This window comes from Rathayibacter sp. VKM Ac-2801 (assembly GCF_009834245.1).
Lineage (GTDB): Bacteria > Actinomycetota > Actinomycetes > Actinomycetales > Microbacteriaceae > Rathayibacter.
Genome location: NZ_CP047183.1, coordinates 1119237 through 1135452, shown reverse-complemented (window position 1 = coordinate 1135452; position 16216 = coordinate 1119237). Strand labels below are relative to the sequence as shown.

Sequence of the window (16216 nt, the reverse complement as noted above, 5' to 3'; positions counted from 1 at the left end):
TCCCGCTAGCGTCGATCGCATGGCAGATCGTGAGTACGGCTTCAAGACGCGTGCGATCCACGCGGGCAACATCCCCGACGCGGTGACGGGCGCCCGCGCTCTGCCGATCTACCAGACCAGCGCCTTCGTCTTCGACGACACCTCCGACGCCGCGGCCCGCTTCGCACTGCAGAAGTACGGCAACGTCTACTCGCGCCTGTCGAACCCCACGGTCGCCTCCTTCGAGGAGCGCGTCGCGAGCCTCGAGGGCGGTCTCGGCGCCGTCGCCACGGCCTCCGGGCTCTCGGCGCAGTTCATCACCTTCGCGGCGCTCGTCGGCGCGGGCGACCACGTGGTGTCCTCCGCCAACCTCTACGGCGGATCGATCACCCAGCTCGACGTCACGCTCCGCCGCTTCGGAGTGGACACCACCTTCGTCCGATCGAGCGACCCGGCCGACTACGCGGCGGCGATCACCGAGAAGACGAAGGTGCTCTACGCCGAGACGATCGCGAACCCCTCCGGCGAGATCGCCGACATCGAGGGGCTCGCCGCGGTCGCGCACGCCGCCGGCATCCCGCTCATCATCGACTCCACGGTCGCCACGCCCTACCTCGTCCGCCCGATCGAGTGGGGCGCCGACATCGTCATCCACTCGGCCACCAAGTTCCTCGGCGGGCACGGCACCACGCTCGGCGGCGTCGTGGTCGAGTCGGGCCGCTTCCACTACTCCCCCGAGAAGTTCCCGCTGCTGCACGACCCGGTCGCCTCCTACGGAGACCTGTCGTGGGACGGCAACTTCGGGGAGTACGGCTTCCTCACCCGCCTGCGCGCGGAGCAGCTGCGCGACATCGGGCCGGTCCTCGCCCCGCACTCCGCGTTCCTGCTCGCCCAGGGCGTCGAGACGCTGCCGTACCGGATCCAGGCGCACGTCGACAACGCGCGCCGCGTCGCCGAGTGGCTCGACGCCGACCCGCGGATCGAGGCCGTCTACTGGGCCGGGCTCCCCGCGCACCCGCACCACGACCGCGCGCAGAAGTACCTGCCGAAGGGACCGGGCTCGGTCTTCAGCTTCGTGGTGAAGGGCGGCCGCGCCGTCGGCCAGACCTTCATCGAGTCGGTCGACCTCGCCAGCCACCTCGCCAACATCGGCGACGCGAAGACGCTGGTCATCCACCCCGCGTCGACCACTCACGCCCAGCTCACCGAGGAGCAGCTCCTCCACGCGGGCGTCCTCCCCGGACTCGTCCGCCTCTCCGTCGGCATCGAGGACGCGGACGACATCATCTACGATCTCGACCAGGCGCTCGCCCGCGCGGTCGAGGAGCACGGCACCCCCGACGCTCCGACCGAGCTCCCCGAGGACACGACCACCACCCTGCACACCCCGGCCGTGGAGGTCTGAGCATGAGCACCACCGACACCGCCGACACGGTCGTCCAGCTGTCCAACGGGCTGAGCTGCTCGGTCCCGGCGAACTCGCCGCTCGCGAAGATGCTGCGCTCGCAGCGCACCTGGGTCGGCCCTGACGCCCGCAAGCGACTCGACATCCTCCGCCGCGCGAAGACGGTGGCGATCGTCGGCGCCTCGCCGAACCCGGCGCGCTCCTCCTACTTCGTCGCCACCTACCTGCAGCAGTCGAGCGACTACGAGCTCTACTTCGTGAACCCGAACGCCACCGAGATCCTGGGGCAGCCGGTCTACCGCAGCCTCGCCGAGCTCCCGGTCGTGCCCGACATCGTCGACGTGTTCCGCAAGGCGAGCGACATCCCCGCCGTGATCGACGACGTCCTCGCGGTCGGCGCGCCCACGGTCTGGGTGCAGCTGGGGATCTGGAACCAGGAGGTGGCCGAGTACGGCGAGTCGAAGGGCCTGACCGTCGTGATGGACCGCTGCATCAAGGTCGAGCACGCCCGCTTCCACGGCGGCCTGCACCTGCTCGGCTTCGACACCGGTCAGATCTCGGCGCGCAAGACGCTGCGCTGACTCGCTGCGCTCCGCGAGATGCCACTTGTGCACGCCTCCCGCGGCGTGTCGCGTGCTGAAGTGGCATCTCGCGGCGGGGGTCGGCTCCTCGCACGGTGAGGAGCCGGGCGAGGCCGTGACGACCACGTGAACGGCGAGGGGTGACCCGAGCGGCACGGTGAGGAGGGCGGGCATCCGGGAAGGTGCCCGCCCTCCCACCGTCCGCGGACGGGCGTACGCTCGACGGATGAGCGCCTACGTCTCCGTCCTCGACCTGTTCAGCGTGGGGATCGGCCCGTCCAGCTCGCACACCGTCGGACCGATGCGCGCAGCCCTCGCCCTCGCCGAGCGGATCCGCGACGCCGGGCTCCTCGGCCGCGTGAGCCGGGTGGGGTGCACCCTCTACGGCTCGCTCGGCTCCACCGGGATCGGCCACGGCACCCCCGACGCGGTGGTCGCCGGTCTCGCCGGCCTGGACCCCGAGACGTGCGACCCGGCGCTGGTGCGCGGGGCCTGGCAGCGCCTCGACACGGAGGGGACGATCCTGCTGGCCGGCGAGCAACAGCTCGCGATGACGCGCGACGACATCGCCTTCGAGCCGCGCACGAGACTGCCGGAGCACCCGAACGCCCTCACCTTCAGCGTCTGGGTCGGCGACGACGCGCTGCCGGTGTGGGAGGAGACCTACTACTCGATCGGCGGCGGCTTCATCCGTCGCGCGGGCGAGCGCGCCGAGCTGGCGGCCCTGGCCCCGCACCCCTACCCCTTCGTCTCCGGGCTCGACCTGCTGGCGACCTGCGACCGGACCCGCTCCGGCATCGCCGAGATCGCCGCCGCGAACGAGCGCGCTCTGCACCCCGGGGTCGACATCGACGCCCGCCTCGACGCGATCTGGGACGCCATGGCCGCCTGCGTCGAGCACGGCCTGGCGACCGACGGCGTGCTGCCGGGCGGCCTGGGCGTCCGCCGCCGCGCCTCGGTGCTGCGCGAGCGGCTCGAGGCCTTCGAGGAGGACCCGCTCGACCGCGCCCGCGCGACCTCCGTGGAGTGGCTGCACGCCTTCGCCCTCGCGGTCAACGAGGAGAACGCCGCGGGCGGGCGCGTGGTGACGGCTCCGACGAACGGAGCGGCGGGCATCATCCCCGCCGTCGCGCACTACTACCTCCGCTTCGTCCCGGGCGCCGATCGCGCGGGGCTGCGCCGCTTCCTCCTCACCGCCACCGCGATCGGCTCGCTCTGCAAGACGAACGCGTCGATCTCCGGTGCGGAGGCGGGCTGCCAGGGCGAGGTCGGCTCGGCCTGCGCGATGGCGGCCGGGGCGCTCTGCGCAGTGCTCGGCGGCACTCCGCGCCAGGTCGAGAACGCGGCGGAGATCGCGATGGAGCACCACCTCGGCCTGACCTGCGACCCGGTCGGCGGCCTCGTGCAGATCCCCTGCATCGAGCGCAACGCGATCGCCTCCTCCACCGCCGTGAGCGCAGCCCGCCTCGCCCTGCACGGCGACGGCGACCACCGCGTCTCGCTCGACGCGGTCATCGAGACGATGCGCCAGACCGGCATCGACATGTCCTCCAAGTACAAGGAGACGAGCGAGGGCGGCCTCGCGGTCAACGTCATCGAGTGCTGAGCGCCCGCGGCGCGTCCGTGACCGTACGTGACGCGCGGGAGCGCACGTGTCGGCGGTCGCGCCTAGCGTGGGGCGGGTGAGCACCTCCTCCGCCCCGTACCTCGCCCGGCCGATCGTCTCGACCCAGTGGCTGGCCGACCAGCTCGGCCGCGAGCACCTCGTCGTCGTCGACGCCAGCGTGCTGCTCGTGCCCGGCTTCGACGGGCGGCCCGGCTACCTCAGCGGCGACGAGCAGTACCTCCTCGAGGGGCATGTTCCCGGCGCCGTGTTCGGCGACCTGCTCGAGCAGCTGTCCCACTCCGCGGCTCCCCTGCCCTTCACCCGGCTCGACCCGCAGCGCTTCGCCGCCGCGACCGCCGCGCTCGGCATCGACGACGACTCGGTGGTCGTCGTGTACGACTCCGCGGTCGGCCAGTGGGCCTCGCGCCTGTGGTGGCTCCTGCGCGCGGCCGGGCACGACGCGGTCGCGGTGCTCGACGGCGGGCTCTCGGCCTGGCGGCGGGAGGAGCGTCCGATCGAGACGGGGCACGTCGAGCCCGTCGGAAGCGGGGGCATCAGCGTCCGCGAGGAGCGGCCGCTCTGGATCGACAAGGCCGGCGTCGAGAGCGTCGTGCGCGGCGGGGCTCCCGGAGTGCTGGTCTGCGCGGTGCCGCCGAAGGAGTTCTCCGGGGAGGAGGGGCGCCGCCCCCGCCTCGGACACCTGCCGGGCTCGCGGAGCGTCCCCGCCGGGCGGCTCGTCGACCGGGCCGACAACACGCTCCTGCCGCCGGAGCGGCTGCGGTCGCTGTTCGGCGACGCTCTCCAGGCCGAGCGGATCGTCCTCTACTGCGGCGGCGGGATCGCCGCGACGGCCGATGCGCTCGCGCTCGCGGTGCTCGGCGTCGACACGGCGGTGGTCTACGACGGCTCGCTCAACGAGTGGGCCGCCGACCCCGACGCGCCGCTGGTGGTCACGGCCGCGTGAGCAGCTCCTCCGGCAGGCGGGTCGTCGGCAGGGCGCAGACGAAGGCCTCGCACGAGTAGGCGGTCGGCAGCCCCTCCCGCGAGCTCCGCCCCTCGAACAGCTCGAAGCCCGCGCCCGCCCAGTCCCGGGCGCCCTCATCGGACACGCCGACCAGCACTCCGAATCCGGCGGACCGCGCGCCCTGCACCGCCTCCGCCGCTCCGGGGCCGACGACGACCAGCTGCCGCACCGGGCGCGCGAGCCGCGAGGCCAGCCCGAGCACGGCGCCGAAGCCCATCGGCTGCCGGACCGCGCCCGGCGCGATCGAGGCGACGACCGCCTCGGCCGCCTCCCGGTAGCGCTGCGATCCGGTGAGCAGGTACAGCTCGTGCGCCGCGTCCGCCGTCGCCGACAGGCCGGAGGGGTAGGCGCCCTCGGAGGGATCGGCCGCGAGCAGGAGGCCGCGCGCGGTCAGCGCCGGGTCCCCTCCCCCGGGCAGCGCGAACGGCAGCGGGCCGTCCGCCGCGTCGAGCGCGCCGTCGATCAGGGTGCGCGCCGCGACCGCGTAGCGCGGACGGCCCTCCGCCAGGGCGAGCTCGAGGAGCCCGCCGGCCAGCATCCCCACGTCCTCCAGCGCCGGGCGGGCGGCCGAGACGGTGCCGTCGAGGGAGGCGCGCGCCGCCACCCGCCCGTCGACGACGTGCAGCCCCACCACGGCATCGGCCGCGCGACGGGCGGCGTCGATCCACTCCTCGCGTCCGAGCACGCGTCCCGCGCGGGCGAGCGCGCGGATCGCCAGGCCGTTCCAGCCGGTGACGACCTTCTCGTCGAGAGCGGGAGGCGCGAGGGGGGAGCGGTCCTCGGCCAGGTAGTAGCCGCCCTCCGAGCGCTGACCGTCGACGATGCTCTCCGAGTCCTGCGCCGACGCGAAGCCGCCGCCCGGCCGCTCGAGAGTGGTCAGGAGGAACGCGGCGACGCCCTCCGCGATCCCGGTCAGCTCCTCCACCCGGGCGCCCTCCTGCCCGAGCAGGACGGCCGCGACGTCGAGCAGCTGCGCGTTGTCGTAGAGCATCCGCTCGTAGTGCGGGTCGCTCCAGTCGGCCTGAGTCGCGTAGCGGAAGAAGCCACCGTCGCGGTCGCGGAGCGGGGACGCGGCCAGCGCGAGCAGCGTGCGCTCGGCGAGCGCCGCTCCCGAGGGCCGCGAGGCCAGGAACCCGAGCACGGGGGCGACCGGGAACTTCGGGGCGCCGCCGAAGCCGCCGTGCACCCGGTCCTCCTCGTCCGCGAGTGCGCGGACGGCGCCGTCGAGCTCGGCGTCGCCGGGCAGTGCGGAGTCGGCGGGCAGCGCCGCGGTCGCCTCGCGCAGGGCTGCGGCCAGGCCGCCTGCCGTCGCCTGCACCTCGTCGCGCCGCAGCCGCCACGCCTCCGAGACCGCGTCGAGGACGTCGGAGAAGGCGGGCACGCCGCCGACGGCGCGCGGCGGGAAGTAGGTGCCGGCGAAGAAGGTCTCGCCGGCAGGGGTGGCGAAGGCCGTCAGCGGCCAGCCGAGCTGCCGCGTGAACGCGCTCGCGGCCGTCAGGTAGGCCGTGTCGACGTCCGGGTGCTCCTCGCGGTCGACCTTCACCGCGACGAAGCCCGCGTTCAGCCGCGCGGCGAGCACCGGGTCCGAGAACGACTCCCGCGCCATCACGTGGCACCAGTGGCAGGTGGAGTAGCCGATCGACACCATCACCGGGACGTCGCGGCGCACCGCCTCGGCGAACGCCTCCTCGCCCCAGGGAAACCAGTCGACCGGATTGTCCGCGTGCGAGCGGAGGTAGGGGCTGACACTGGAGCGCAGACGTTCGGCCATGCGCTCCACGCTAGACGCGGGCGGAGCCGCCGGTCAGGGGGTTGCCGCGGGTCGGAGGGTCAGAAGGTCCGCGGAGCGCCGACATCCGCGGGTCTCGCCCGCCGCCGGGACGCACAGGAGCTCAGCGCTCGAAGAACCAGCCCGTGGGCCGCTCCGTGCCGCGGACGACCGTGCCGCCTCCGCCGCTCCCGCCGCGACGGCCCAGCGCCAGGTACGCGAGGCTGCCGAGGAACGGCGCGATCACGATGAACGCCACCCACGAGACCTTCGCGACCTTCGAGAGCCGCGGGTTCGACAGCACGCCCCGGATCGCGAACAGCAGCAGCACGATGTTCAGCACGACCAGCAGGGACTGCGGATTCATCGGGGTGCTCCACGGGATCGTGCGCCGCGGTCGACCGGCGCCGGAGCGCCCGACCGGGCAGGGTGGCCCGCGACGATTCACGAGACAGGGCATTGTCGCACGCGGCGTAGGATGGAGGGCTCATGTCAGACGTGCTCAGCATCCGCTACCCGCCCGAACTCCCCGTGTCGGCGCGGCGCGAGGACATCGCCGCCGCGATCCGCGACCACCAGGTGGTCATCGTCGCGGGCGCGACCGGATCGGGCAAGACGACCCAGCTGCCGAAGATCTGTCTGGAGCTCGGCCGCGAGAGCATCGCGCACACGCAGCCCCGGCGCATCGCCGCGCGCACCATCGCCGAGCGCATCGCGGAGGAGCTCGACGACGAGGTCGGCGGGCTGGTCGGCTACCAGGTCCGGTTCACCGACAAGGCGTCCGCCTCGACGCGGATCAAGCTCATGACCGACGGCATCCTGCTCAACGAGATGAACCACGACCGGATGCTCAGCCGGTACGACACGATCATCATCGACGAGGCGCACGAGCGCAGCCTCAACATCGACTTCCTCCTGGGCTACCTGCACCGCCTGCTGCCGCAGCGACCCGACCTGAAGGTCATCATCACCTCGGCGACGATCGACCCGCAGAGCTTCGCGGCCCACTTCGCCGACGCCGCCGGCGAGCCCGCGCCGATCATCGAGGTCTCCGGCCGCACCTACCCGGTCGAGATCCGCTACCGCCCGCTGGTCGCCGAGGAGCCGGAGGAGGACGACGACACCGACGTCCCCGACGCGACGAGCGGCAGCCGCGACCTGATGACCGGCATCGCCGACGCCCTGGCCGAGCTGGCGCGCGAGGATCCGGGCGACGTCCTGGTGTTCCTCTCGGGCGAGAACGAGATCCGCGACGCCGAGGACGCCATCCGCGGCCGCGGCCTGCCGGGCACCGAGGTGCTCCCCCTCTACGGCCGCCTGTCCGCGGCCGATCAGCACCGCGTCTTCGAGAAGGGGCGCACGCCCGGCGTCCGCCGCCGCGTCGTGCTCGCGACGAACGTGGCGGAGACGAGCCTCACCGTCCCCGGGATCCGCTACGTGATCGACGGCGGCACGGCCCGCATCTCGCGCTACAGCGCGCGGTCGAAGGTGCAGCGACTACCGATCGAGGCCGTCTCGCAGGCCTCCGCGAACCAGCGCTCCGGCCGCTCGGGCCGCACCAGCGCGGGCATCGCCATCCGCCTCTACTCCGAGGAGGACTACCTCCGACGCCCGGAGTACACCGACCCCGAGATCCTGCGCACGGGCCTGGCCGCGGTCATCCTGCAGATGATCTCGCTCGGCCTGGGCGACATCGCCTCGTTCCCGTTCCTCACTCCGCCCGACTCCCGCGGCATCAAGGACGGCCTCGACCTGCTCACGGAGCTCGGCGCCCTCCGCGTCCCCGGCTCCTCCTCCGCCCCTTCCGCAGCTCCGCGAGATGCCACTCCGGTACGCGACACGCCGCCGAACGCGTCCTCAAGTGGCATCTCGCGGAAGGGGGCGGCGGAGGCCGCGCCGCAGCTCACGCGCATCGGGCGCGACCTCGCACGGCTCCCCATCGATCCGCGCTTCGGGCGCATGGTGATCGAGTCCCGCCGCCACGGCGTCAGCCGCGAGGTGATGGCGATCGTCGCGGGCCTCACGATCCAGGACGTCCGCGAGCGCCCGCTCGAGCGCCGCGCGCAGGCCGACCAGCAGCACGCGCGCTTCGTGGACCCCACCAGCGACTTCCTCACCCTGCTGAACCTCTGGAACTACGTGGAGGAGAAGCAGGAGGAGCTCTCCTCGAGCGCCTTCCGGCGACTCTGCAAGGCGGAGTACCTGAACTACCTGCGCGTGCGCGAGTGGCAGGACGTGTTCCGCCAGCTGCGCCAGCTCGCGCGCCCCCTCAAGCTCGAGCTGGGCGAGCCGAAGGTCGACCCCGACGGGATCCACCGGAGCCTCCTGGCCGGCCTGCTCTCGCACCTGGGCATCAAGGACACCACCTCGCAGCAGGCGCAGCGCGCGGCGAAGAGCCGCGAGCGCCAGAACGTGCAGTACATCGGCGCCCGCAACGCGAAGTTCTCGATCTTCCCCGGCAGCGCCCTGGCCAAGAAGCTCCCCGATGCGGTGATGAGCGCCGAGCTCGTCGAGACCAGCCGCCTCTTCGCCCGCTCGAACGCCGCGATCGATCCGGCCTGGGCCGAGGCGATCGCGGGCGACCTCGTGAAGCGGCAGTTCAGCGAGCCGCACTGGGAGAAGTCGCAGGGCGCGGCCGTCGCCTACGAGAAGGTCACGCTCTACGGCGTGCCGATCATCGCCCGCCGCCGCGTCCAGTTCTCGCGGATCGACGCCTCGTACGCCCGCGAGCTGTTCATCCGGCACGCCCTCGTCGAGGGCGAGTGGGAGTCGCGCCACGCCTTCGACCGCAAGAACCGGGCGCTGCGGGCCGAGCTGGAGCGGCTGGAGGAGCGCACCCGCCGCCGCGACCTGCTCGTCGACGACGAGGCCGTCTTCGACTTCTACGACCGCCGGCTCCCCCGCGACATCACCTCGGTGCGCTCGTTCGACTCCTGGTGGCGGACGACCCAGCACGACGAGCCCGACCTGCTGACGATGACGCAGGAGACCCTCCTCCCCGAGGACGCGGAGCAGATCGACGAGACCGCGTTCCCGACGCAGTGGCGCCAGGCCGACCAGCGCTTCCGCCTCTCGTACCGGTTCGAGCCGGGGACGGAGGAGGACGGAGTGACGGTCCACGTGCCGCTCGCGCTCCTGCCCCGCGTGACGCCCCTCGGCTTCGACTGGCTGGTGCCGGGACTCCGGGCCGAGCTGGTCACCGCGATGATCAAGGCGCTGCCCAAGCACCTGCGCCGGAACGTCGTGCCCGCGAACGACTGGGCCCGCAAGCTCACCGCCTCCCTGCCGCACGACGTGCCGAACCCGCCGACGGAGTCGTTCGCGGCGACCCTGGCCGGGGCGATCCGCCGCGAGGCCGGCGTGGTCGTGCAGCCCGAGGACTTCGATCTCGAGCGCATCCCCTCGCACCTCCGGGTCACCTTCGCCGTCGCCGACGAGCGGGGCCGCACGGTCGCCGCAGGCAAGGAGCTCGCCCCGCTGGCCGAGCGCCTGCGCGGCCGGGTCCGCGACGAGGTCGCCCGCGTGGTCGAGGCCCGGGTCCCCGACGCGCTCGAGCGCCGGGGTCTGAGGACCTGGGACATGCCGGAGCTGCCCCGGGTCACCGACACCCGGCAGGGCGGGAACACCATCCGCGCCTACCCGGCCCTGATCGACGACGGCGACTCGGTCTCGATCCGCCTCCTCGCCACGGCCGAGGACCAGGCGCGCGAGCACCCGCGCGGCGTGCGCCGCCTCCTCCTGCTCGCGACGCCGAGCCCCGTCGCGTACGTGCAGCAGCACCTCACCTCGAACGAGAAGCTCGTGCTCGCGCAGAGCCCGTACCAGAACACGACCGCGCTCTTCACCGACTGCCTGCTCGCCTGCGTCGACGCGGTCCTCTGGCGGATGAAGCCCGACGGGATGCTCTTCCTCCGTGCCGAGTTCGACGCCGTGCGCGACCGGGTCTCGGCGAGCGTCATGGACGCGATGTTCGAGACCGTGAAGACGGTCACGACGATCCTCACCACCGCTCGGGGTGTCGAGAAGGCGCTCAAGGCCTCGACGAGCATGGCGCTCCTGCCCGCCCTCACGGATGCGCGGGAGCAGCTCTCGGGACTGGTCTACCCGGGCTTCGTCTCGGCGACCGGAGTGGAGCGGCTGCGGCACCTCCCGCGCTACCTCGGCGCGATCACCGAGCGCTTCGGCAAGATCGCCGAGAACGTCGGGCGCGACCGCGTCTGGCTGAACGAGGTGCAGGCCGCCCAGGAGCTCTACCGCTCGGCCGGAGGCGTCGTGCCGCTGCCCGCGCACGCCCCGGAGCGGATCGCGCGCGCCCGCTGGATGATCGAGGAGCTGCGGGTGAGCTTCTTCGCGCAGTCGCTCGGCACCGCCGAGAGCGTGTCGCTGCAGCGGATCCGCAAGGTGCTGGCCGGCTGACGCGTCCCTCCGCCGAGGGAACCCCGAGCCGTCGAGGGAGCCTCGCGCAGCGGGCTCCCTCGACGAACCGGGGTTCCCTCGGGGGCGCTAGTGTCGTCCGGTGGGCAGCTACACCGATCTCCTGAAGACCCCCGGGGTGGGGCGCATCATCCTCGCGCAGCTGACCGCGCGCTTCCCGTTCGGGATGCTCTCGCTGGCGTTCCTCCTGCACGTGGAGCGGGTGCACCACTCCTACGCCGCCGCCGGCCTGGTGCTCGGCTCGATGTCGATCGGGCAGGCCATCGCCGGCCCGCTGACCAGCCGCCTGATGGGGCGGCTCGGGATGCGCCGCGTGCTCACGATCACCCTCGTGGTCTGCGCGGCCGCGATCATCGCGATGGCCGTGCTCCCGCTCGAGGTGTGGCAGTTCGTCGTGATCGGGTTCGTCGCCGGCCTGAGCATGCCGCCGGTGCAGCCGGCCGTGCGCACCATCTACCCGAAGATGGTCACCAGCTCGCAGCTGACCCCGCTCTTCTCGCTCGACGCCTCCGCCCAGGAGATCATCTGGGTGCTCGGCCCGGTGCTGGCGACGCTCGTCTCGATCCAGGTGTCGACGGTCGCGGGCATCCTGACCGCCGCCGCGTTCCTGATCGGCGGCGGGATCTGGTTCATCGCCTCGCCCGAGGTGGGCCGCGTCCGCATCCCGCGCTCCACGCGCCGCCTCGGCGTGGTGCTCACGAAGCCCCCGGTGCTGCTGGCCACGGTCGTCGGCTTCCTCCTGATCGGCGCCTGCTCGGCCGTCGAGGCGGGCGTGGTCGCGGTCTTCGGCGAGGGCGGAGTGGAGTCGGGCGTCGTGCTCGCCGTGTTCGCGGCGGGCTCCCTGGTCGGCGGTCTCGCACTCGGCCACATCCCGATCAGCCGGTGGGCGACCGCGCGGCGGATGCTGATCGTCACGGTCGGCATGGGCCTGGCCGCGGTCTCGACCGACTTCTGGTGGCTGTGCGTCACCCTCTTCCTCGCCGGCATCGGCATCGCTCCCGCTCTCGCGGCGCTGTTCGCGATCACCGCCTCGAGCGTGCGCTTCTCGGACACGGCGGAGGCCTACGGCTGGGTCGGCACCGGTCAGCTGATCGGCGCGGCGCTGGGCTCCGCGATCGCCGGCGTGCAGATCGACCAGGCCGGGCCGACCGCCGCGATCGTCGTGGCCGCCGCCTTCGCCCTGGTCGGCTTCCTGGTACCCCTGCTCGGCCGCCGGTACCATCCGGATCTCCGCGGGCGCGACGCCAGTCCGCTCCCCGACACCGAGCCGGTCACCCTGCCCTCCTAGGCGATCGCCTCGGTTGTCCGGCGCCTGTCGGGCACCCTAGGGTGGGGGCCCACGACGGGGAGGGCGACATGGGGCTGCGGGAGGACGCGGAGGAGCTGGTGCGCGAGCACCGTCGCGCCGCCGCCCGCACCGACCTCCTCGACCCGTGGTCAGATCCGGAGACCCCGGAGTGGTGCACCGAGCTCGCCGCCGCGCTCTGGCAGGGGTCCTTCCGCCCGAGCCCCGTCTACTTCCGCCGCGAGGAGTCCTCGCACGCCTGGCGCGGCCCGCACTCGACCCGCCTGCACCACCTCGGCTACGGGTGGCAGCTCACCGCGCACCGCGAGCAGCACGGGGTCGTCGCCTCCGAGACGGCGGTCGTCCTCGAGACCGGCTCCCTCTGGCGCGGTCTCGGCATCGGCCGGCGCCCCGTGCGCGCGCTCCGCGGCCGGCTCGGCGTCGAGGGCCTGCAGGCGGGCCACGACGTGCACTTCGCCGTGCGCGGCATCGACGAGCGGAGCGACGCGGAGCGTGCGGAGCGGCGCCTCCTCTTCGGGGTGGCCGGTCTCGCGGCGCTGATCGAGGACGACGTGCACGTGGGGCCGCACGGCGAGCTCGACTGGAGCGTCTGAGCGCGCGTGCCAGCATGGGAGGCATGAGCGTCCCCCTGATCCCCCTCAACGACGGCCGCGCGATCCCCCAGCTCGGGCTCGGCGTCTACAAGATCGGCGACGAGGAGGCGGCCCGCACGGTCGCCGTCGCCCTGGAGGCCGGCTACCGGCACGTCGACACGGCCACCCTCTACGGCAACGAGCGCGGGGTCGGCGAGGGGATCCGCGCGAGCGGCCTCCCCCGCGAGCAGGTCTTCGTGACGACCAAGGTCTGGAACGACGACCACGGCTTCGACGAGACCCTCGCCGCCTTCGACCGGAGCCTCGAGCTGCTCGGCACCGACTACGTCGACCTCTACCTCGTGCACTGGCCGATCCCCTCGCGCGACCGCTACGTCGACACCTACCGGGCGCTCGAGCGCCTGCAGAGCGAGGGGCGGGCCCGCTCGATCGGCGTCTCGAACTTCGCCGAGGAGCACGTGCAGCGCCTGCTGGACGAGACGGGAGTGGTGCCGGCGATCAACCAGGTCGAGCTGCACCCGCGGCTGCCCCAGGAGGAGCTGCACGCCTTCGACGCCGCCCACGGGATCGTCACCGAGGCCTGGTCGCCGCTGGCCCGCGGGCGCCTCCTCGACGAGCCCGCCCTGGCCCGCGTCGCCGCGAAGCACGGCGTCTCGCCGGCGCAGGCGGTGCTGCGCTGGCACGTGCAGCTCGGCGTCGTCGTGATCCCGAAGTCGGTGACGCCGGAGCGGATCCGCGAGAACCTGGACGTCTTCGGCTTCACCCTCGACGACGAGGACCTCGCCGCGATCGCCGGGCTCGCGACCGGCGAGCGCACCGGCCGCGACCCGCGCTTCGACTGAGGCGCCGACGATGACGGCGGGCAGGGCGCTGCTCCTGCACGGTCTGGGCGGCTCGGGCCGCACCTGGTGGCACCTGGCACGCGAGCTGACCGCGGCGGGCTGGAGCGTGTCCTCGCCCGACCTGCGCGGACACGGCGACGGGCCGCGCGGCGGCTCCTCCCGCCACGACGCCTACGCCGACGACGCCCTCGCGCGGGGACCGTTCGACCTCGTCGTCGGGCACTCGCTCGGCGGAGCGGTCGCGGTGCGCGCCGCCGCCCGTGACGCCGGCTGGGCGGGACGCCTGGCGCTGCTGGACCCGGTGCTCCGGCTGGCCCCGGAGCAGCGGGCCGCCGTCCGTGCGGGCGAGCTCGCCGGACTCGCGGTCTCGGCCGAGGAGCTCGCTGTCGCGCAGCCGCTCTGGGACGAGCGGGACCGGGCCGAGAAGCTCGCCGCGGTGCGGGCCGCCGACCCTGCCGCGGTGGCGGCGACGATCGACGAGAACGACCCCTGGGACCTGCTGGCGGACCTGCCGGGTCTGCGCACGCCGGTCCTCGTGCTGGCCGGCGACCCGCAGGTCGAGACGCTGCTCCCTCCCTCGCTCGCCGCCCTGGTGCTGAGCGCGAACCCGCGCATCCGGTACGCGGTCGTCGCCGGCGCGGGCCACAGCCCCCACCGCGACCGCCCGCAGGAGACCCTCGCGATGCTCCGCGAGTGGGCCGAGAGCCCGGCGACGGCCTGATCCGGCCGCGGGCGCGACCCGTGTTTCGTGCGGATGAAATCTGGCAGGGGGGACTGGGCCGCACCGTTTCCTGTGAATACCCTCGCAGAGGACGCGATGACCTCCCAGTTCTCGGGAGGCGCGCGTCGGGGCCGCCGACGCGGCGGCCCGTTCTCGAGGAGAGGGAGCCCCAGTGGCGCGAACCACCACGAACACCCCGAGCGGCCGCCGACGCCGCTCGCTGATCGGCTCGAGCGCGTTGATCGGAGCGGGCGCCCTCGTCGCCGGCTTCGCCTTCGCGCCGACGGCGAGCGCCGTCGAGCCGGTCGACTTCGCCGACACCGTCACGGTCGACGGCATCATGACCCACCTGGAGGCACTCCAGGCGATCGCGGACGCCAACGGCGGCACCCGCGCGATCGGCACCCCGGGCTACGAGCTGAGCGGCGAGTACATCGAGAAGGTCCTCGCGGACGCCGGCTACACGTCGGAGCGCCAGGACTTCACCACCGCGACGCAGACGATCGACGCGTTCACGCTGACCACCGGCACCGGGGCCGTCGGCACCCCGATGGAGTTCACTCCGTCGACGCCCGAGGGCGGCGTGACCGGCGAGCTCATCGCCCCCGTCGATCCGCTCGGCTGCACCGCCGACGCCTGGACCGGCCTCGATGCCACCGGGAAGGTCGCGCTTGTGAGCCGCGGCACCTGCAGCTTCCTCGAGAAGTCGATCGCCGCCGGTGCCGCGGGCGCCGCCGCGATCGTGATCTACGACAACGCGCCGAGCGACGCCCTCAACGGGACGTTCGGCGGACAGGACGAGGCCGCCGTCCCCGGCGTCGGCATCACGCAGGCCGAGGGGCAGGCGCTGCTGGCGTCGCTCCCCGCGAGCGTCTCGCTCCTCATCGACCAGACGACGACCGACGTGAAGACCTTCAACATCGTCACCGAGACCGCGGGCGGCGACCACGACAACGTGGTCATGCTCGGCGCGCACCTCGACAGCGTGCCCGCCGGCCCCGGCATCAACGACAACGGCTCCGGATCCGCGACGCTGCTCGAGACGGCCGTGCAGCTGGCCGCCGCGGGCGACACGACCAACGCGGTCCGCTTCGCCTGGTGGGGCGCCGAGGAGGTCGGCCTGGTCGGCTCCTACACCTACGTCGACTCCCTGACGGAGGAGGACGCCTCGAAGATCGCGACCTACATGAACTTCGACATGGTCGCCTCGCCGAACTACGTGATCTCCGTCTACGACGCGGACCAGTCCACCTACGAGGCCCCCGTGGACGTGCCCGCCGGCTCGATCGCGACCGAGAAGGCGTTCACCGACTACTTCGACTCGATCGACCAGCCCTGGATCGACACTGCGTTCGACGGCCGCAGCGACTACGACGGCTTCATCTCGGTCGGCATCCCGTCCTCGGGCGTCTTCACCGGCGCCGACGACGTCAAGACGGAGGAGGAGGTCGCGCTGTTCGGCGGCACCGCCGGCATCACGCACGACCCGAACTACCACTCCGCCGCCGACGACATCGACAACATCAACCAGGAGGCGCTCGGCATCACGTCGAAGGCCATCGCCTTCGTGACCGCCTCGTTCGCCGCGGACACCTCCGCGATCGACGCCGAGAAGGACCCGACCACGCCGACCCCGACGCCGGAGCCCACCGTGGCCCCGACCGCCGAGCCGACCGTCGCCCCGACCGCGCAGCCGACCGTCGCTCCGACGACCGCGCCCACCACCGCGCCGACGGCCGCTCCGACCCCGAGCAGCACGCCGACCGCCGTGGCGCCGCACCCCGGCGGCCGACCGCCCCTGGCCTCGACGGGAGCCGACATCGGCCTGCCGCTGGGCCTCGGCGGACTGCTGATCGCCGGAGGCGTCGGCGGACTCCTGCTCGCCGCGCTGCGCCGTCAGCGCGCCGAGCGCGGCTAGCCGCCACCACCCCGGAGCCGTCCGGCCGTCGCCCCGTGC

General features: G+C 73.4%; 12 protein-coding genes. 10 read left to right on the top strand and 2 right to left on the bottom strand.

What is annotated here, in order from left to right; genetic code table 11:
* Positions 1 to 19 precede the first annotated feature (19 nt).
* The 4 genes from GSU45_RS05200 to GSU45_RS05185 all read left to right on the top strand — a co-directional run bounded on the left by GSU45_RS05200 (position 20) and on the right by GSU45_RS05185 (position 4535).
* The gene (locus GSU45_RS05200) at positions 20 to 1384 is read left to right on the top strand and encodes an O-acetylhomoserine aminocarboxypropyltransferase/cysteine synthase family protein (protein WP_159913278.1); all 1365 of its coding nucleotides are present in this window, start codon (positions 20 to 22) and stop codon (positions 1382 to 1384) included.
* A gap of 2 nt (positions 1385 to 1386) precedes the next feature.
* Entirely contained in the window at positions 1387 to 1965 is a 579-nt protein-coding gene (locus GSU45_RS05195; protein ID WP_159913276.1) for a CoA-binding protein, read from the top strand.
* Positions 1966 to 2191: 226 nt separating this feature from the next.
* Positions 2192 to 3571 (top strand): L-serine ammonia-lyase, encoded by a 1380-nt coding sequence (locus tag GSU45_RS05190; RefSeq protein ID WP_159913274.1) that lies wholly within the window; start codon positions 2192 to 2194, stop codon positions 3569 to 3571.
* A 76-nt stretch (positions 3572 to 3647) separates the two neighbouring features.
* The gene (locus GSU45_RS05185; protein ID WP_159913272.1) at positions 3648 to 4535 is read left to right on the top strand and encodes a rhodanese-like domain-containing protein; all 888 of its coding nucleotides are present in this window, start codon (positions 3648 to 3650) and stop codon (positions 4533 to 4535) included.
* Here GSU45_RS05185 and GSU45_RS05180 read toward each other — a convergent pair.
* Together GSU45_RS05180 and GSU45_RS05175 are read right to left on the bottom strand one after the other, a co-directional pair.
* Entirely contained in the window at positions 4522 to 6366 is a 1845-nt protein-coding gene (locus GSU45_RS05180; RefSeq protein ID WP_159913270.1) for a DUF255 domain-containing protein, read from the bottom strand. The genes GSU45_RS05185 and GSU45_RS05180 overlap by 14 nt on opposite strands.
* A gap of 121 nt (positions 6367 to 6487) precedes the next feature.
* On the bottom strand, positions 6488 to 6730 hold the full coding sequence (locus GSU45_RS05175) for a PLDc N-terminal domain-containing protein (RefSeq protein WP_159913268.1): 243 nt from the start codon (positions 6728 to 6730) through the stop codon (positions 6488 to 6490).
* Between the two features lie 122 nt (positions 6731 to 6852).
* On the opposite strand from GSU45_RS05175, the gene hrpA reads away from it, so the two are divergent.
* The 6 genes from hrpA (at position 6853) to GSU45_RS05145 (ending at position 16177) form a co-directional block, all read left to right on the top strand.
* Complete coding sequence (gene hrpA / locus GSU45_RS05170) at positions 6853 to 10779, top strand: ATP-dependent RNA helicase HrpA (protein WP_159913266.1); 3927 nt, start codon at positions 6853 to 6855, stop codon at positions 10777 to 10779.
* Between the two features lie 100 nt (positions 10780 to 10879).
* Positions 10880 to 12085 (top strand): MFS transporter, encoded by a 1206-nt coding sequence (locus GSU45_RS05165; protein ID WP_159913264.1) that lies wholly within the window; start codon positions 10880 to 10882, stop codon positions 12083 to 12085.
* Positions 12086 to 12153: 68 nt separating this feature from the next.
* A complete protein-coding gene (locus GSU45_RS05160; RefSeq protein WP_104226914.1) occupies positions 12154 to 12696 on the top strand; it encodes a hypothetical protein in 543 nt (180 codons plus the stop codon).
* 23 nt (positions 12697 to 12719) lie between these two features.
* Positions 12720 to 13538 (top strand): aldo/keto reductase, encoded by an 819-nt coding sequence (locus tag GSU45_RS05155; protein ID WP_159913262.1) that lies wholly within the window; start codon positions 12720 to 12722, stop codon positions 13536 to 13538.
* Positions 13539 to 13548: 10 nt separating this feature from the next.
* Positions 13549 to 14259, top strand: a complete 711-nt coding sequence (locus GSU45_RS05150; RefSeq protein WP_159913260.1) for an alpha/beta hydrolase — start codon at positions 13549 to 13551, stop codon at positions 14257 to 14259.
* 172 nt (positions 14260 to 14431) lie between these two features.
* Positions 14432 to 16177, top strand: a complete 1746-nt coding sequence (locus GSU45_RS05145) for a M28 family peptidase (protein WP_159913258.1) — start codon at positions 14432 to 14434, stop codon at positions 16175 to 16177.
* Positions 16178 to 16216 lie beyond the last annotated feature (39 nt).